17 protein-coding genes are annotated in these 15,568 nt (G+C 66.4%); 15 read left to right on the top strand and 2 right to left on the bottom strand.

Annotated features, from left to right (window positions below; all coding sequences use genetic code 11):
• Nucleotides 1–114: 114 nt before the first annotated feature.
• From GGR45_RS12070 to GGR45_RS12110, 9 genes are all read left to right on the top strand, one after another.
• Complete coding sequence (locus tag GGR45_RS12070) at nt 115–1,830, top strand: PHA/PHB synthase family protein (RefSeq protein ID WP_175311880.1); 1,716 nt, start codon at nt 115–117, stop codon at nt 1,828–1,830.
• 78 nt (nt 1,831–1,908) lie between these two features.
• Entirely contained in the window at nt 1,909–2,781 is an 873-nt protein-coding gene (locus tag GGR45_RS12075; protein ID WP_415640697.1) for a phasin family protein, read from the top strand.
• 342 nt (nt 2,782–3,123) lie between these two features.
• Nucleotides 3,124–3,471: a hypothetical protein gene (locus GGR45_RS12080; RefSeq protein WP_175311878.1), complete on the top strand. Its 348-nt coding sequence runs from the start codon at nt 3,124–3,126 to the stop codon at nt 3,469–3,471.
• Between the two features lie 14 nt (nt 3,472–3,485).
• Nucleotides 3,486–4,427: a bifunctional diaminohydroxyphosphoribosylaminopyrimidine deaminase/5-amino-6-(5-phosphoribosylamino)uracil reductase RibD gene (gene ribD / locus GGR45_RS12085; RefSeq protein WP_175312029.1), complete on the top strand. Its 942-nt coding sequence runs from the start codon at nt 3,486–3,488 to the stop codon at nt 4,425–4,427.
• A gap of 1 nt (nt 4,428) precedes the next feature.
• Nucleotides 4,429–5,031 (top strand): riboflavin synthase, encoded by a 603-nt coding sequence (locus GGR45_RS12090; RefSeq protein ID WP_175311877.1) that lies wholly within the window; start codon nt 4,429–4,431, stop codon nt 5,029–5,031.
• Nucleotides 5,021–6,172: a 3,4-dihydroxy-2-butanone-4-phosphate synthase gene (ribB, locus tag GGR45_RS12095; protein WP_175311876.1), complete on the top strand. Its 1,152-nt coding sequence runs from the start codon at nt 5,021–5,023 to the stop codon at nt 6,170–6,172. Before GGR45_RS12090 ends, ribB begins: the two co-directional genes overlap by 11 nt.
• Nucleotides 6,172–6,591, top strand: a complete 420-nt coding sequence (gene ribH / locus GGR45_RS12100; RefSeq protein WP_175311875.1) for a 6,7-dimethyl-8-ribityllumazine synthase — start codon at nt 6,172–6,174, stop codon at nt 6,589–6,591. The genes ribB and ribH overlap by 1 nt, the downstream gene beginning before the upstream one ends.
• On the top strand, nt 6,588–7,136 hold the full coding sequence (locus GGR45_RS12105) for a GNAT family N-acetyltransferase (RefSeq protein WP_175311874.1): 549 nt from the start codon (nt 6,588–6,590) through the stop codon (nt 7,134–7,136). Before ribH ends, GGR45_RS12105 begins: the two co-directional genes overlap by 4 nt.
• Complete coding sequence (locus GGR45_RS12110; protein ID WP_175311873.1) at nt 7,133–7,555, top strand: SurA N-terminal domain-containing protein; 423 nt, start codon at nt 7,133–7,135, stop codon at nt 7,553–7,555. The genes GGR45_RS12105 and GGR45_RS12110 overlap by 4 nt, the downstream gene beginning before the upstream one ends.
• 268 nt (nt 7,556–7,823) lie before the next feature.
• On the opposite strand, the gene GGR45_RS12115 is transcribed toward GGR45_RS12110, so the two are convergent.
• Complete coding sequence (locus tag GGR45_RS12115) at nt 7,824–8,918, bottom strand: alkene reductase (RefSeq protein WP_175311872.1); 1,095 nt, start codon at nt 8,916–8,918, stop codon at nt 7,824–7,826.
• A gap of 64 nt (nt 8,919–8,982) precedes the next feature.
• On the opposite strand from GGR45_RS12115, the gene GGR45_RS12120 reads away from it, so the two are divergent.
• From GGR45_RS12120 to GGR45_RS12145, 6 genes are all read left to right on the top strand, one after another.
• Nucleotides 8,983–9,954: a DMT family transporter gene (locus GGR45_RS12120; protein ID WP_175311871.1), complete on the top strand. Its 972-nt coding sequence runs from the start codon at nt 8,983–8,985 to the stop codon at nt 9,952–9,954.
• A 19-nt stretch (nt 9,955–9,973) separates the two neighbouring features.
• Complete coding sequence (locus GGR45_RS12125) at nt 9,974–10,633, top strand: COQ9 family protein (protein ID WP_415640700.1); 660 nt, start codon at nt 9,974–9,976, stop codon at nt 10,631–10,633.
• Between the two features lie 98 nt (nt 10,634–10,731).
• On the top strand, nt 10,732–10,983 hold the full coding sequence (locus GGR45_RS12130; protein ID WP_175311869.1) for a FeoA family protein: 252 nt from the start codon (nt 10,732–10,734) through the stop codon (nt 10,981–10,983).
• 16 nt (nt 10,984–10,999) lie between these two features.
• The gene (feoB, locus tag GGR45_RS12135) at nt 11,000–12,859 is read left to right on the top strand and encodes a ferrous iron transporter B (protein WP_175311868.1); all 1,860 of its coding nucleotides are present in this window, start codon (nt 11,000–11,002) and stop codon (nt 12,857–12,859) included.
• 20 nt (nt 12,860–12,879) lie between these two features.
• Nucleotides 12,880–13,452: a single-stranded DNA-binding protein gene (gene ssb, locus GGR45_RS12140; RefSeq protein ID WP_175311867.1), complete on the top strand. Its 573-nt coding sequence runs from the start codon at nt 12,880–12,882 to the stop codon at nt 13,450–13,452.
• A 77-nt stretch (nt 13,453–13,529) separates the two neighbouring features.
• Nucleotides 13,530–15,083 (top strand): sensor histidine kinase, encoded by a 1,554-nt coding sequence (locus GGR45_RS12145; RefSeq protein ID WP_175312028.1) that lies wholly within the window; start codon nt 13,530–13,532, stop codon nt 15,081–15,083.
• 39 nt (nt 15,084–15,122) lie between these two features.
• Here GGR45_RS12145 and GGR45_RS12150 read toward each other — a convergent pair whose 3' ends face one another.
• On the bottom strand, nt 15,123–15,515 hold the full coding sequence (locus tag GGR45_RS12150) for a response regulator (protein WP_175311866.1): 393 nt from the start codon (nt 15,513–15,515) through the stop codon (nt 15,123–15,125).
• Between the last annotated feature and the right edge of the window lie 53 nt (nt 15,516–15,568).

Genomic DNA, 15,568 nt, shown 5'->3' on the forward strand with positions numbered 1-15,568 from the left:
CTCGGTCGAAACAAGTGGGACCCGATGCTTAGCGCCTTTCGTTGAACAACGCGACCCGACATGACGGCGCAATATCCTGACGCTAAGACCGGGTTAGACGAACGAGAGGATGCGATGACGGCCGCCCCCGCGACAGCCCCCACCCTTCCCACGCTGGAAGAGTTGCAACACTGGACCTGGGTGATGGGCCGGGCGCAGCAGATGATGATGGAAGCCGCACTGACCCCGCCGCCCGAGGGCATGCCGGTGGTGCCGGGCTTCAACGACCCCGCCACCATGGGTCGGGTGCGCGACTTCTGGTCCGATTCGATGGCGCTGTGGCAGCGCTTCGTCGACCCCGCCGCCGAACCGAGCCAGCCGCCCAAGCCCGACCGCCGGTTCAAGGCCGAACAGTGGCAGTCTCCGCTCTTCGACTGGATCCGGCAAAGCTATCAGATGATCTCCGACCATATGCTGCGCGGCGTCGACGCGCTGGAGGGGGTCGACCCCAAGCAGAAGGAACAGATCCGCTTCGCCGCGCGCGCCTTTGTCGATGCGATGAGCCCGACCAACTTCCCCGCGACCAACCCGGAAGTGCTCGACAAGATCGTCGAGACGCGCGGTGAGAATCTGCTCAAGGGTCTGCAGAACATGCTCGCCGATATCGGGCGTGGGCAGCTGACCCACAGCGATTCGACCGCGTTCGAAGTGGGTCGCAACCTGGCCGCCACGCCGGGCAAGGTGGTGAAGCGCACGCCGCTCTACGAACTGATCCAGTACACGCCCACCACCGAGCAGGTGGCGGCGGTGCCGATCCTGATCTTTCCGCCCTGGATCAACCGTTTCTACATCCTCGACCTCGCGCCCGAGAAAAGCCTCATCAAATGGCTGGTCGATCAGGGGTTCAGCGTCTTCCTGGTATCGTGGAAGTCCGCCGACGCCACGATGAAGGATGTGATCTGGGACGATTATGTCACCGCGCAAGTCGACGCGATCGACACGGTGCGCGAGTTGCTGGATGTCGAGGCAGTGCATAGCGTCGGCTATTGCGTGGCAGGCACGACGCTGGCGGCGACGCTCGCCTATCTTTCCGCCAAGCAAGAGGCGGATAAGGTCGCCAGCGCCACCTTCTTCACCGCGCAGGTCGATTTCGCGCAGGCGGGCGAGCTGCTCCACTTCGTCGACGACGAGCAGTTGAAGATGATCGGCACGCTCTCGCCCGAGGGATTTCTCGACGGGCGCTATCTGGCGGCGACCTTCAACCTGCTGCGCGGGCGCGACCTGATCTGGAATTACGTCACCAACAACTATCTGCTGGGGCGGGATTATGTGCCGTTCGACCTGCTTCACTGGAATGGCGACGTCACCAACCTGCCGGCCAAATGGCATCTCGCCTATCTGACCGACCTGTACCGCGACAATCGGTTGATGACGCCCGGCGCGATGAGCGTCGGCGGCGTGGCGCTCGACCTGACCAAGGTCGCGACCCCGGCCTATGTCCAGGCCGGGCGCGAGGATCATATCGCCCCGCCTGAAAGCGTGTGGAAGATCACCGACGCCTTTACCGGGCCTCTGCGTTTCGCGCTGGCCGGGTCGGGCCATATCGCGGGCGTGGTGAACCCGCCGGCGGCGGGCAAATATCAATATTGGACCAATGACCAGCCCGCAAAAACGCTGGCGGAGTTCGTCGCGGGCGCCACGGAGACCAGGGGAAGCTGGTGGCCCGACTGGGCCGCATGGCTGCATCAGCGCGACTCTGCGACCGTCGCGGTGACGGGCGCGCGGGTGCCGGGCGAAGGCGCGCTTCCTGCACTCGACGAAGCGCCCGGACGCTACGTCAGACAGCGCTGACGGCGATTTGCTGCACTGCACAACGGGCTTGATTTTGTTCGCGCGAATCGCTATTGTGCAGCGCAACAAATCGGGAGAGTGCTGTTGGACACGAACAAGCCGACCGTTCCTGCCGCCAAGCCGGCGGCCAAGCCTCGTCGCAATGCCAAACCGATCGCGGCGAAGACGTTGCCCGGTCTCCCCTCCGATCCCAAGCCAGCGGCCACGCCGCCCGCGATTAGCGCGGCCGCGCCCGCTGCGCCGGCAAGCCCTGGCCTGCCGCTGACCGCGGCGGCCAGCACCACCGAGACACCGATCGCTGCGGTGGCGGTTCCGGTCACCACCAAGACCGCGAAGCCCGCTCCGGCGCCCAAGGCTCCGGCCGAGCCGGTGGTTGCGGCCCCTGTGCTGGAGGCGAAGCCGGTCGAGACGGCCAAGCCCGCGCCGATGGTCGCCGAGACGGCGAAGCCCGACATTTCTTCCCCGACCGCCGCGGTTTCGGCGGACTCAAAGCCCAAGGACACGATCATGGACGCCACGAGCACCATCGAGAACGCCACCGCCAAGACCCAGGCCTTTTTCGGCGACGCCCAGGCCCGCACCCAGGCTACCATGGAAAAGAGCGCCAAGCTGTTCGAAGACATGGTCGCCTTCAACAAGGACAACCTCGAAGCGGTCGTCGAATCGTCGAAGATCGCCGCCAAGGGCGCCGAAACGCTGGGACAGGGCGCGGCGGACTATGCCAAGCGCTCGTTCGAGCACGCGACCCAGGTCATGCAGACCCTGTCGTCGGTCAAGTCGCCGACCGAGTTCATGAAGCTCCAGTCGGGCTTCGCCCGCTCGGCGTTCGACTCGATGGTCGCGCAGACCTCGCGTTCGACCGAGCACATGATGAAGCTGGCCGGCGAGATCGCCCAGCCGCTGAGCAACCGCGTCGCGGTCGCCGCCGAGAAGATGAAGACCGTCGCGTAATTCGCTGACGGTTTCCTTTGCGGACATGAAGGGGCGGTCGCGATGCGGCCGCCCTTTTCGTGTTGAGGAGCGTTCTTCGGAAACGCATCGCCTAGAGCCTGCCCTCCCCCATCCCCTCCCGCTTGCGGGAGGGGCGTGCCAAGAACCGCGTTCACGGATTGATCGAACCCTCTGTTCTTGCCGCTCCCCTCCCGCAGGCGAGTTTCAGGTCGGTCATGCCCCCGGCATGACCTAAACGATGCGGGGTATCGTTTACCTGAAACTGGAATGGGGGAGGGAAAGGGTCTCACCGAGACCAACAGCCCACTAGCGCCCCAAGCCCACACCCCCTATCTTCCCCCCATGTCGTTCTTCGGCCGCTTTTCCCCCGTCCGCGCGATCCGCGATCTGCGATTCTTTCTGTCGCAGCGCCAGCCCTACGAGCTGGTGTTCCTGATGATCGCGGTCGGGATCACCGGCTTCTTCATCTATGCCTTTGCGCGCGACGATTATGTGCCTGTGCCGTACAAGCCCAACATCATCTATGTCGAACAATGGCCCGCCGACCGCACCGATGTGCAGATCCGCGCGCAGCAGAAGATCGACTATGTGAAGAAGAAGGAACGGCTGGCCGAGGAGAAGGCCGCCCAGGATCAGCGGCGGGCCGAGTTCAAGAAGGTCGACGACGCGCTGACCAAGTGGGGCTTCTGACCGACCATCGCTGGATGGGGGCGGCGCTGGCGCTGGCGGATCGCGGCGTCGGGCGAACCGCGCCCAATCCCAATGTCGGCTGCCTGATCGTCCGGGATGGCCGGGTGGTCGGACGCGGCTGGACGCAACCCGGTGGCCGTCCCCATGCCGAGGCGATGGCACTAGCGCAAGCGGGCGAGGCGGCAAAGGGCGCGACCGCCTATGTCACGCTGGAGCCCTGCGCGCATGTCTCGACCCGCGGTCCGGCCTGCACCGACCTGCTGATCGCCGCCCGAGTCGCACGCATCGTCGCCGCGATGGGCGATCCCGATCCGCGCACGAACGGCGAAGGTTTCGCTCGCGCCCGCGCCGCCGGGATTGCGGTGACGACCGGCGTTCGCGAAGCGGAGGCGCGGGCGATGATCGCGGGCTTCCTGACCCGCCGGGCCAAGAGCCGCCCTTTCGTCACGCTAAAGCTCGCCACCTCGCTCGACGGCCGGATCGCGCGGCCTGATGGCGAAAGTCGCTGGATCACCGGCCCTCAGGCGCGCGCGCATACCCATTTGGAGCGCAGCCGCCATGAGGCGATCCTGATCGGGCGCGGCACGCTGGAGGCGGATGCCCCCCGGCTCGATGTCCGCCTGCCGGGGCTGGAAAGCCGCTCGCCCCGACGCATCCTGCTGTCCCGCACGCCGGAGCCGGGCTGGGAAACGATCGCCTCCCCCGCCGCCATCGGCGATCTGGCAGGTGTCGACCGGCTGATGGTCGAGGGCGGGGCGAAGACCGCCTCCGCTTTCCTCGCGGCCGGTCTGGTCGATCGGCTGCTGCTTTACCGCGCGCCGATCCTGATCGGCGATGGGCGTGCAGCCCTTAGCGACATTGGCCTCGCCCGCCTTTCCGATGCGCATGGCCGCTGGCGACTGACCGACTCGCGGATGCTTGGCAGCGACCGGTTGGAGGTCTACGAGCGCGGCTGATATGTTTACCGGGATCGTCACCGACATCGGCTCCGTCACCGCCGTGGAAACACGCGGCGACACGCGAGTCGTCATCGCCACCGCCTATGATACGGCCAGCATCGACCTGGGCGCATCGATCGCCTGTTCGGGCGTCTGCCTGACCGTGGTCGAGAAAGGCGCCGACTGGTTCGCCGTCGACGTCTCGGCCGAGACGATCGGGCGCACCGCCGACCAGTGGCATCAGGGCCGCCCCCTGAACCTGGAACGCGCGATGAAGCTGGGCGACGAGCTGGGCGGGCATATCGTCACCGGCCATGTCGACGGCGTCGGCCATGTCGTGTCGGTCACCGAGGAAGGCGGATCGCACCGCGTCTTCGTGACCGTTCCCGCCGACCTCGCCCCTTTCATGGCGACCAAGGGTTCGGTGACGGTCGATGGCGTCTCATTGACAGTCAACAGCGTCGAGGACGGGCCGGATGGCACCGTCATCGGCCTGAACATCATTCCCCACACCGCCGCCGTCACCACGCTGGGTGGCATCACCCAAGGCCAGCGCGTCAATATCGAGATCGACGTGCTCGCCCGTTATCTACAGCGCATGGAGCATTATCGTGGCCGCTGATCCCGACGCGCTTTCCGGTCTGCGGCGCGGTTTCCTGTCCAGCCCCGAAGAGATCATCGACGAGGCGCGCAACGGCCGCATGTTCATCCTGGTCGATGATGAGGATCGCGAAAATGAAGGCGATCTGGTCATCCCCGCGCAGATGGCAACGCCGGAGAAGGTCAACTTCATGGCGCGGCACGGGCGCGGGCTGATCTGCCTGGCGATGACGCGCGAACGGGTCGACACGCTCGGCCTGCCGCTGATGAGCCCCAAGAACGGCACCCGGCACGAAACCGCCTTCACCATCTCGATCGAGGCGAAGGAAGGCGTGACCACCGGCATCTCGGCGGCCGACCGCGCACGGACCATCGCGGTGGCGATCGATTCGGGCCACGGCGCCGACTCGCTGGTCACGCCGGGCCATGTCTTCCCGCTGGTCGCGCGCGACGGCGGCGTGCTGGTGCGCGCCGGCCACACCGAGGCGGCGGTGGATGTCGCGCGGCTGGCGGGCCTGAACCCCTCGGGCGTGATCTGCGAGATCATGAACGAAGATGGGACCATGGCGCGGATGGATGACCTCGTCTCCTTTGCGCAGCTCCATAACCTGAAGATCGGCACGATCCGCGACCTGATCGCCTATCGCCGCCGCTACGACCATCTGGTCGAGTTGCAGTCCGAAGCCACGTTCGAGAGCGAATGGGGCGGCACCTGGACCGCGCGTGCCTATCGCAACAAGGCGACGGGCACCGAGCAGGTCGCGCTGGTCAAGGGCAAGCTCGACACCGCGCAGCCCGTGCTGGTGCGGATGCACGCGCTGTCGCCCTTCGCCGATGTCTTCGGCGAGGCGGGCGCACGCGGCGCGCTTCTCGCCAAGTCGATGCGGATGATCGCCGAGGAAGGCTCGGGCGTGATCGTCGTCATCAACCGCCCGCGCACCGACGCCTTCACCACCGCCGTGCGGCTGAAGGCGGGCGAGGAAGTGCAGATCGATATGGAGGAACTGCGCGATTACGGCGTCGGCGCGATGATCCTGGCCGAACTGGGCGTGCAGGACATGGTGCTGCTGACCAACACCCATCACACGCTGATCGGGCTCGACGGCTATGGCCTGTCGATCGTCGGCGAACGTCGCATCGAGAATTTTGAGGGAGACGCCTGATGGCGCATGTGTTGATCGTCGAGGCGCGCTTCTACGAGCATCTGAACGACCTGCTGCTGGCGGGCGCGCGTACCGCGATCGAGGAAGCGGGCCACAGCCATGAGACGATCACCGTCCCGGGTGCGCTGGAAATCCCGGGCGCGGTCGCGATGGCGGCGGATACCGGCCGCTACGACGCCTTCGTCGCGATCGGCGTGGTCATCCGCGGCGAGACCTATCATTTCGAGATCGTCTCGAACGAGAGCGCGCGCGGGCTGATGGCGCTGACCATGGACGGCCTGCCCATCGGCAACGGCATCATCACCACCGAGAACGAGGCGCAGGCGCTGACCCGCGCCAAGCCCGACGAGAAGAACAAGGGCGGCGAAGCGGCCAAGGCGGCGCTTGCCATGCTGGCGCTCAAAGGCCGGTTCGGGTGACACACCCCGTCCTCCAGACCGAGCGGTTGACCTTGCGGCTTCCCTCGGCGGAGGATTTCGAGGCATGGGCGGCCTTCCATGCCGAAGAGGATACGATGCGCTTCCTCGGCGGCGTTCAGGCGCGCGGGGCAGCGTGGCGATCGCTCTGCACCATGGTCGGTGCGTGGAGCGTGCGCGGTTTCGCCATGTTTTCGGTCATCGAGCGCGACACCGGCCGCTGGGTCGGTCGCATCGGCCCCTGGCAGCCCGAGGGCTGGCCGGGCCGCGAGATCGGCTGGGGCGTGGCGCGCGAATTCGCCGGACGCGGCTATGCCCATGAGGCGGCGTGCGCAGCGATGGACTATGCGGTCGATGTGCTGGGCTGGCATCATATCATCCATACCATCGACCCGGAAAATGCGGGCTCGATCCGGCTGGCGCAGCGGCTGGGCGCGGTGAACGAGGGGCCGGTCAGCCTGCCCGCGCCACTGGAGAGTTTCCGCGTCGATGCCTGGGGCCAGAGCGCCGACCAGTGGCGCGCGCGGCGAGGAGATCGCCCGTCATGACCGAGATACCGCCCAGCCGCTTTCGCGTCGTCGAACGGGGTCGGCGGCTGGAGGTGATCGATACGCAGGCGGGCAAGATGGCGCCTGCGCGCCGGATCGAGGCGCCGCGACCGACGGACGGCAAGACGTCTCGGCTCAAACTCCCCGAAAAACTCCGATTCGATGGCGGCGGCTCGTGGACCACCGACGGTTTTTATGACGCCAAGGGACCGCGTACGGTGACGCTGGACGCGGGCGCGATGCAGAGGCTGCGCTATGCGGGTGCCGGATTGGTCGCAGTGGTGATCGTCTGGGCGCTGCTGGCCTTTGCGATCCCGATCGTTTGGGGCGCGCCGATGCTGCTGCTCAATCCGAAGGTCCGCGAAACGGTGCGGGAGCAGGTGACGGGCTTCATCGACGGGTTGGATAGGGTCGGATAGCCCTACCTCCGTTCACGCTGAACGAAGTCGAAGCGCACGTTCCGCGATGGACGCGAGGGTTTCCCGTGGCCTTCAACTTCGCTCAGGCTGAACGGAAGTTGGGGGGAAGGAATGCGCTCCCCAAGAATGCCACCCCGGCGGAGGCCGGGGTCCAGGTGCCACCAAGCCTGTTGCGCAACGCGGCCCGTGCCTTCGTCAGCGCATCGTAACTGGACCCCGGCCTTCGCCGGGGTGGTAAGGGCGGGGAGAACCCCCCGCCCCTTTCTCCTCACGCCGCCCGCGCGGCTTCGTCGAGCGTGGGATAGTCGATATACCCCTCCGGCCCCTGGCTGTACCAGGTCTTCATGTCGCTCTGGTTGAGCGGCGCACCGGTGCGGAGGCGTTCGGGCAGGTCCGGGTTCGCCAGGAAGGTCCGGCCGAACGCGATCCCGTCCGCGACACCCGAATCAAGCGCGGCCTGCGCCTTTTCCCGATTGTCGAAATCGCTGTTCAGGATCAGCGGTCCCTGGAACACCTCACGGATTTGCGGCGACAATTTGGGCACGTTGGTGCTGCCATAGCTTCCGTCCGGACCAATCTCGCGCAGTTCGAGGAACGCGATACCCAGCTCCGACAGCATCTTCGCGGCGGGGACGAAAACCGAGGCCGGATCACTGTCGTCGACGCCCTGGCTGTCGCCATTGGGCGACAGGCGGACGGCGACCCGCTCCTTGCCCGCGACCGCGATCACCCGCTCGGTGATCTCGCGGAGCAGGCGGATGCGGTTCTCCGGCGAGCCGCCATATTCATCCTCGCGGAAATTGGCGTTGTCGCGCAGGAATTCGTCGATCAAATAGCCGTTGGCGGCATGGATTTGCACACCGTCGAACCCGGCCGCCAGCGCATTGCGGGTGGCGAGTTCATAATCATCGAGCAGACGCGGGATTTCCGACAATTCGAGCGGGCGGGCCGTCTCGAAATCCTTCTTGCCCTCGAAGGTGTGCGCCTGCCCCTCGGTCCGGGTGGCCGAGGACGACACCGGCTGCATTCCCGTGACCGAACTGTGCACCTGGCGACCCATATGCCAAAGCTGGGCGACGATCCGGCCGCCCGCCTTATGCACGGCGTCGGTCACCGGCTTCCAATGCTCGACCTGCTCGTCGGTCCACAGTCCCGGCGCATAGGGCCAGCCCAGCCCTTCGCGGCTGATTCCCGTGGCCTCCGAAATGATGAGGCCCGCGCTGGCGCGCTGCGCGTAATATTGCGCCATGATCGGCGTCGGCACCGCCTCGCGTGTCGCGCGGCCGCGGGTCAGCGGGGCCATGAGGATACGGTTGGGGGCACGAATTGCGCCCAAGTCGATGGGATCGAACAACGTTGGCATCAAAATGCAATCCTTTTGCGGCCTTTCGGCCTGACGCAACGCAGATAGGGCGTTATGGGAGCCCATGCCCGTGTCCCGCCCCCCAAGAAAAACTGAACGGCCTGAAAGCGATCGTCTTTCGGACCGGGGCGGAACCAACCCCACGCCGCCGCTCGCCTTCGCCGCCGTCATCCTCGCCAATGTCGCACTGGCCTTCGGACCGCTTCTGGTTCGCATGGCGGATACCGGGCCGGTCGCGGCGGCCTTTTGGCGGATCACGCTGGCCGCGCCCGTGCTGGCGCTCGTCATGCTCGTCGGGCCTGCGCGGCCGCGTATGCCGGGCAGGGGGCAGGCGGGGCTCTGGGCGCTGCTGCTGATCGGCGGGGTCGCCTTTGCCGGCGATCTGGGCACATGGCATATCGGCATTCGCCAGACGACGATGGCCAACGCCACGCTGTTCGGCAATTCGGCGACCTTCATCTTTCCACTCTACGGCTTTCTGGTCGCGCGGGCCTGGCCTTCGCGGAGCCAGGGCATCGCGCTGATCCTGGCGGCGATCGGGGCCGGGCTGTTGATGGGGCGCAGCTATCAGGTCGATCCGCGCCATCTGGTCGGCGATCTGCTCTGCATACTCGCCGGGCTGCTCTACGCGGTCTATTTCATCCTGATGTCGCGGGTGCGCGTCGCCATGCCGCCGATCCCGGCGCTGGCCTGGTCGACCATGGCCAGCGTCGTGCCGCTGTTCGTCTTTGCCGCGTTGCTGGGCGAGCGGGTGTGGCCCGACCATTGGAGCGCGCTGATCCTGCTCGCGCTGGGAAGCCAGATTGTCGGCCAGGGGTTGATGATCTATGCGCTGGGGCTGCTGAGCCCGCTCGTCGTCGGCCTTGCGCTGCTGGTCCAGCCGATGGTGGCGACGGCGATCGGGTGGATCGTCTATGGCGAGACGCTGGCGCTGCCCGATCTGGTCGGCGTCGCGATGGTCGCCATCGCACTGGTGATGGTGCGGCGCGGATCGACCAGGACGGTTGCCACGCCGCACGACAGGGACAACGAGTGAGCATATGACCGAGGCTGCCATGACCGATGTTCAGGACCTGACTCTCGACGAAGTGCGCGCGGCTCTGGCGGACGGCATCGCGTCCAACGCCGCGTTCGATGGCTGGGGCGAGCAAGCGCGCGACATGGCGGCGGATGCGGCGGGCGTCGACCGCGACATCGCGCGCCTCGCGTTCAAGGACGGACCGGTCGCGATGATCGACGCCTGGTTCGCCCGGATCGATCAGGCGATGGTCGAGGCGGTGCCCGCCGACCAGGCGGCCGCGATGAAGATTCGCCAGCGGATCACCGCGCTGGTCGAGGCGCGGCTGGCCGCCGCCGCTCCCAATCGCGAGGCGCTGCGCCGCGCCCTGGCGATCCTCGCCATGCCGCAAAACGCCGCGAGCGGAGCGCGACTCGGCTGGCGTACGGTCGATGCGATCTGGGCGCAGGCGGGCGATACCGCGACCGATTACAACCATTATACCAAGCGCGCGACGCTGTTCGCGGTCTATGCCTCGACCATCGCGGTGTTCCTGAACGACGAGAGCGAGGAATACGCCGACACCCGTGCCTTTCTGGCGCGCCGGATCGAAGGCATCATGCGGTTCGAAAAGTGGAAGGCCGGGGTGGTCAAGCGGGGCGAGAACATGCCCAGCCTGTCGCGGTTCGTGGGGCGGTTGCGCTATCCGGCGGTTTGAGTCCCTGGCCTTCCCACGCTCCTACCCCCAACCAAACCCGACATCCATTTCATCAACGGGTAATTGATAATCAATCGCACCGGCGTTATGTAGACCGCATGGTGATGCTGAGCAGTCTCGAAACCCTTCCCCGGCGGCAACCGGCGACCGTGGCCGCGATCGACTGGACCCAGCTGGCGCTTCCCGAGGCGCGGCGTCTGCGCGAACTGGGGTTCGATGAAGGGGTCGGGGTCGAGGTGCTTCACCGTGCGACGCTGGGTGGCGGGCCGATCGCCTGCCGGATCGGCCGGATGACCGTGGCGCTGCGTCGCCGGGTCGCGGCCTCGATCCGCGTCGCACCGGGCGTTTGAGGCCCCGCCAGCTATAATGAACGCCGCACCGCTGGTTGCGCTCGTCGGCAATCCCAATGCCGGCAAAAGCGCCCTGTTCAACGCCCTCACCGGCGCGCGGCAGAAGGTCGGCAATTATCCCGGCGTCACCGTTGAGCGCCATTCGGGCCGACTCGTACTGGACGATGGTCGCCCGGTTGAGCTGGTCGACCTACCCGGCGCCTATAGCCTCGATCCCGGCAGCCTGGATGAACAGGTCACGCGCAACGTCGTGATGGGATCGCAGGCGGGCGAGCGGCGCCCCGACGTGCTGGTCGTCGTCGTCGACGCTGCCAATCTCGACAATCATCTGCGCTTCACGCTCCAGCTGATCGCGCTGGGCCTGCCGGTGGTCGTCGCGCTCAACATGGTCGATCTGGCCGAGCGCGATGGCCTCACGCTCGACGCCGACATCCTGGCGCGCGAGCTGGGGGTGACCGTCATCCCCACCGTCGCGGTGCGCCGTCGCGGGCTCGACACGCTGAAGGCCGAGATCGACCGGCTGGTCACGGAAGGACGCGGGCAGCCCGTGTCCGCCGCCGACCGCATCGACGACATCGTCACGCTGCAACGCCGCGCGCGCCAGATCGCATCGACCGCGACCGTGGCCGAGACGCCGACCCGCCGCTGGACGCACATGCTCGACTCGGTCGCGCTGCACCCCATTGCCGGGCCGATCCTGCTGGTCGGGCTGCTCTTCATCATGTTCCAGGCGGTCTTCGCCTGGTCCGAGGCCCCCATAAGCTGGATCGAGCAGGGTTTCGTCTGGCTGGAGGCGCAGGTCGGCGCCACCTTGCCCGAGGGCTGGTTTCGCAGCCTCATCACCGATGGCCTGATCGCCGGCGTCGGCGCGGTCATCGTCTTCCTGCCGCAGATCCTGATCCTGTTCCTGTTCATCCTGATACTGGAGGCGACCGGCTATATGGTGCGCGCCGCCTTCCTGATGGACCGGCTGATGGCGCAGGTGGGGTTGTCCGGGCGCGCCTTCATCCCGCTGCTGTCGTCCTTCGCCTGCGCGGTACCGGGCATCATGGCGACGCGCACGATCGATGACGAGAAGGACAGGCTGACCACGATCCTGATCGCGCCGCTGATGACCTGCTCGGCGCGGTTGCCCGTCTACACCATCATCATCGGCGCGTTTATCCCGGACCGCCAGGTGCTGCCCTTTGTCGGATTGCAGGGGCTGGTGCTGCTCGGCCTGTATCTGATGGGCATCGTAGGCGCGTTCGTCGCCGCGCTGCTGCTCCGCCGTACCGTTACCAAGGGCGCGTCGTCGGGCTTCATGATGGAGATGCCCAAATATCAGTGGCCGCATATCCGCGACGTACTGCTGGGGCTGTGGAGCCGCGCGCTGATCTTCCTGAAGCGCGCCGGGACCACCATCGCGCTGACCACCGTGATCCTCTGGGCGCTGCTGTCCTTCCCCAAGCCGCCGGAAGGCTCAGGCATCTCGCCGGTCAATTATTCGATCGCGGGCCGGATCGCGAGCGGGATCGAGGTCGTGGTCCGCCCGATCGGCTTCAACCGCGACATCGCGCTCGCCCTCGTCCCCGCCATGGCCGCGCGTGAAGTCGCGGTCGCGGCGATCGGCACCGTCTATGCCATCGACGATACCGAGCATGAGGGCGGCCAGAAGGCGATGACCGACAAGCTGAAGCGCAACTGGTCGCTGCCCACCGCGCTAGCCTTCCTGATGTGGTTCGTCTTCGCGCCGCAATGCATTTCCACGATCGCGGTGACACGTAGGGAAACCAATGGCTGGAAGTGGCCAGCCTTCATGGTAGGGTATCTCTTCGTGACCGCCTATGTCATGGCGGGCATCACATACTGGCTGGCCGTATTCGCCGGCCTCTAGGCAAGATACAGGACTGATACATGGCGGGCAGCGTCAACAAGGTGATTCTCGTCGGCAATCTGGGACGCGATCCCGAGAGCCGCTCCTTCCAGAATGGCGGCAAGGTGGTCGAACTGCGCATCGCCACGTCCGAATCGTGGAAGGACCGCAACAGCGGCGAGCGTAAGGAAAAGACCGAGTGGCACACGGTCAAGATCTTCAACGAAGGTCTGGCCAATGTCGCCGAGCGCTTCCTGCGGAAAGGCTCCAAGGTTTACATCGAGGGCGCGCTGACCACCCGCAAATGGCAGGACCAGCAGGGTAACGACCGTTACTCGACCGAGGTGACGCTGCAGGGCTTCAATTCGGTGTTGACCATGCTCGACGGTCCCGGTGGCGGCCAGGGCGGCGGCGGTCGCGGCGGCAGCGACTTTGGCGGCGGCGACGATTTCGGCGGCGGCGACTTTGGCGGTGGGTCGAGCGGCTATGGCGGCGGTTCGTCGCGCGGTGGCAATTCGGGCGGCGCAAGCGCGGGCGGGAACGGCGGCAACCGTGGCGGGTTCGGACAGGGCGGCGGCTTCGCCGATGATCTGGATGACGACGTCCCCTTCTGATCGGGGGGCTTTTTCCCCGAGGGGCGAAGATGGACAAGACGCTGGAAGACCATGCGACGGCCAGTCATGGCATGAGTATGGCGGCCCCCGCCCCCGCTTCCACGACCGAGGACGATCGCGCCGCCATTATCCGCGCCTATGATCTGGCCGGCTATCGTGACAGCGGTGAACTCGACGATCTGGCCGCCTTCGCCGCCGAGCTATGCGGCACCCCGATCGCCCTGGTCAGCGTGGTCGAGGAGGAAACCCAGCAATTTCTCGCGACCGTCGGCGTCGATGTGGCGCATACGCCGCGCGACACGTCCTTCTGCGCGCATGTGATGGTCGGGCGCGCCGAGACGATGGTGGTCCCCGACGCGCGCAGCGATGTGCGCTTTGCCGACTATTCTCTGGTGAAGGGGCCGCCGCATATCCGCTTCTATGCCGGGGCGCGGCTGCTCTCGCGCGAAGGCGTGCCACTGGGGGCGATCTGCGTCATCTCGCCCGAACCTCGGCCCCAGGGGCTGACTGCGTTTCAGCAGCGCGGGCTGGAGGTCCTGGCCACCGCCGTCATGGGCCGATTGCAGGATCGCCGCGCCCGGCTGGAGCATGAACGCGCGGTCGAGGCATCCGAGGCGCGCGTCGCCGACAGCGAACGGCGGTTCCGCATCCTGGCCGATGCCATGCCGCAAATGGTGTGGTCGACACTGCCCGACGGCTTTCACGACTATTACAACGCCCGCTGGTACGAATTCACCGGGATGCCCGACGGTTCGACCGATGGCGAAGGCTGGAACGGGATGTTCCACGCCGACGACCAGGATCGGGCCTGGGCGCTCTGGCGGCACAGCCTGACCACCGGCGATCCCTATCAGATCGAATATCGGCTGCGACACCGCGACGGCACCTATCGCTGGGTGCTGGGCCGCGCGATGCCGATCCGTGACGCCGAAGGGAACATCACCCGCTGGTTCGGCACCTGCACCGACATCCATGAGCAGAAACTGACGCTGGAAGAGCGCGAGATCGTCAGCCAGGAGTTGAGCCACCGGATCAAGAACATCTTCGCGGTGATCTCTGGCCTGATCGCGTTCGCCGCGCGCAGCCACCCCGGATTTGCGGGAGTCGCCAGCGATCTGCGCGACCGGATCACCGCCCTTGGCCGAGCGCATGATTTCGTTCGCCCGCACAGTCCGCAGTCAAAGCCCAAGGCACGGCAGGATTCGCTTCACGGCCTGCTCGGCGATCTGTTCGAGCCCTATCGCGGGGACGAGGATAGGCCGCGCATCGTTGTCACCGGCCATGATGTGCCCGTCGACGACCGATCGGCGACGCCGCTGGCCCTGCTGTTTCACGAACTGGCGACCAATGCCGCCAAATATGGCGCGCTGTCGGTCCTGACCGGACAAGTTGCGCTGACCGTCCGGCGCGACGGGGATATGGTAACGCTCCACTGGCAGGAATCGGGTGGGCCTGAGCTCAACGCCTTGCCCGATCGCACCGGATTCGGCTCGCAACTGGTCGAGCTGTCGGCAGTGCGCCAATTGGGGGGTGCGGTCCGGCGCGATTGGCAGCGGGACGGCCTGGTCGTGACAATCGAGGTCCCTTTGGCGGCGTTCAGCCGCGCGCCGGGCGCGGGTCCCTATCGCTGAGCCCGTCGGCGGTACCGGCGCAGCTACGCCGGCGGACGGTCACATCGCGATGTTCAAAGGGATGACGTCTTCCGGTTCGGCCTGCGCCGCTCCGGTCGCCAGCGCGGCCGCAGCCAGGATCGCGCGTTCGCTGAACGGCTTGCGGATATAGCCGAGCGCCTCGACCCCGGTACCGATCTGCGCCGGGTTGGCGGTCACGAATACGATCTTCACGCCATGATCCTCGGCGATCCGGCGTGCAATCTCCGGACCCGTCGCACCGTCGCGCAAATTGACGTCGACAAAGGCAAAGGTGCAGCCCGGCGCGCATTCGATGGCGGTGCGGCTATCCGCCGCGATTCCCGCTACATGGTAGCCGGCATCGGTCAGAATGCGCTCCAGATCGAGGGCAACGAAGATTTCGTCTTCCACGATCAGGGCAGTTTGGCTCATGTCAAATTCCCGTCACTTTCGGGCTCAACAATCTTGATCCAGATAAAGTTCCA

Origin of the sequence: Sphingomonas zeae, assembly GCF_014197135.1 — a bacterium.
Classification (GTDB): domain Bacteria; phylum Pseudomonadota; class Alphaproteobacteria; order Sphingomonadales; family Sphingomonadaceae; genus Sphingomonas; species Sphingomonas zeae.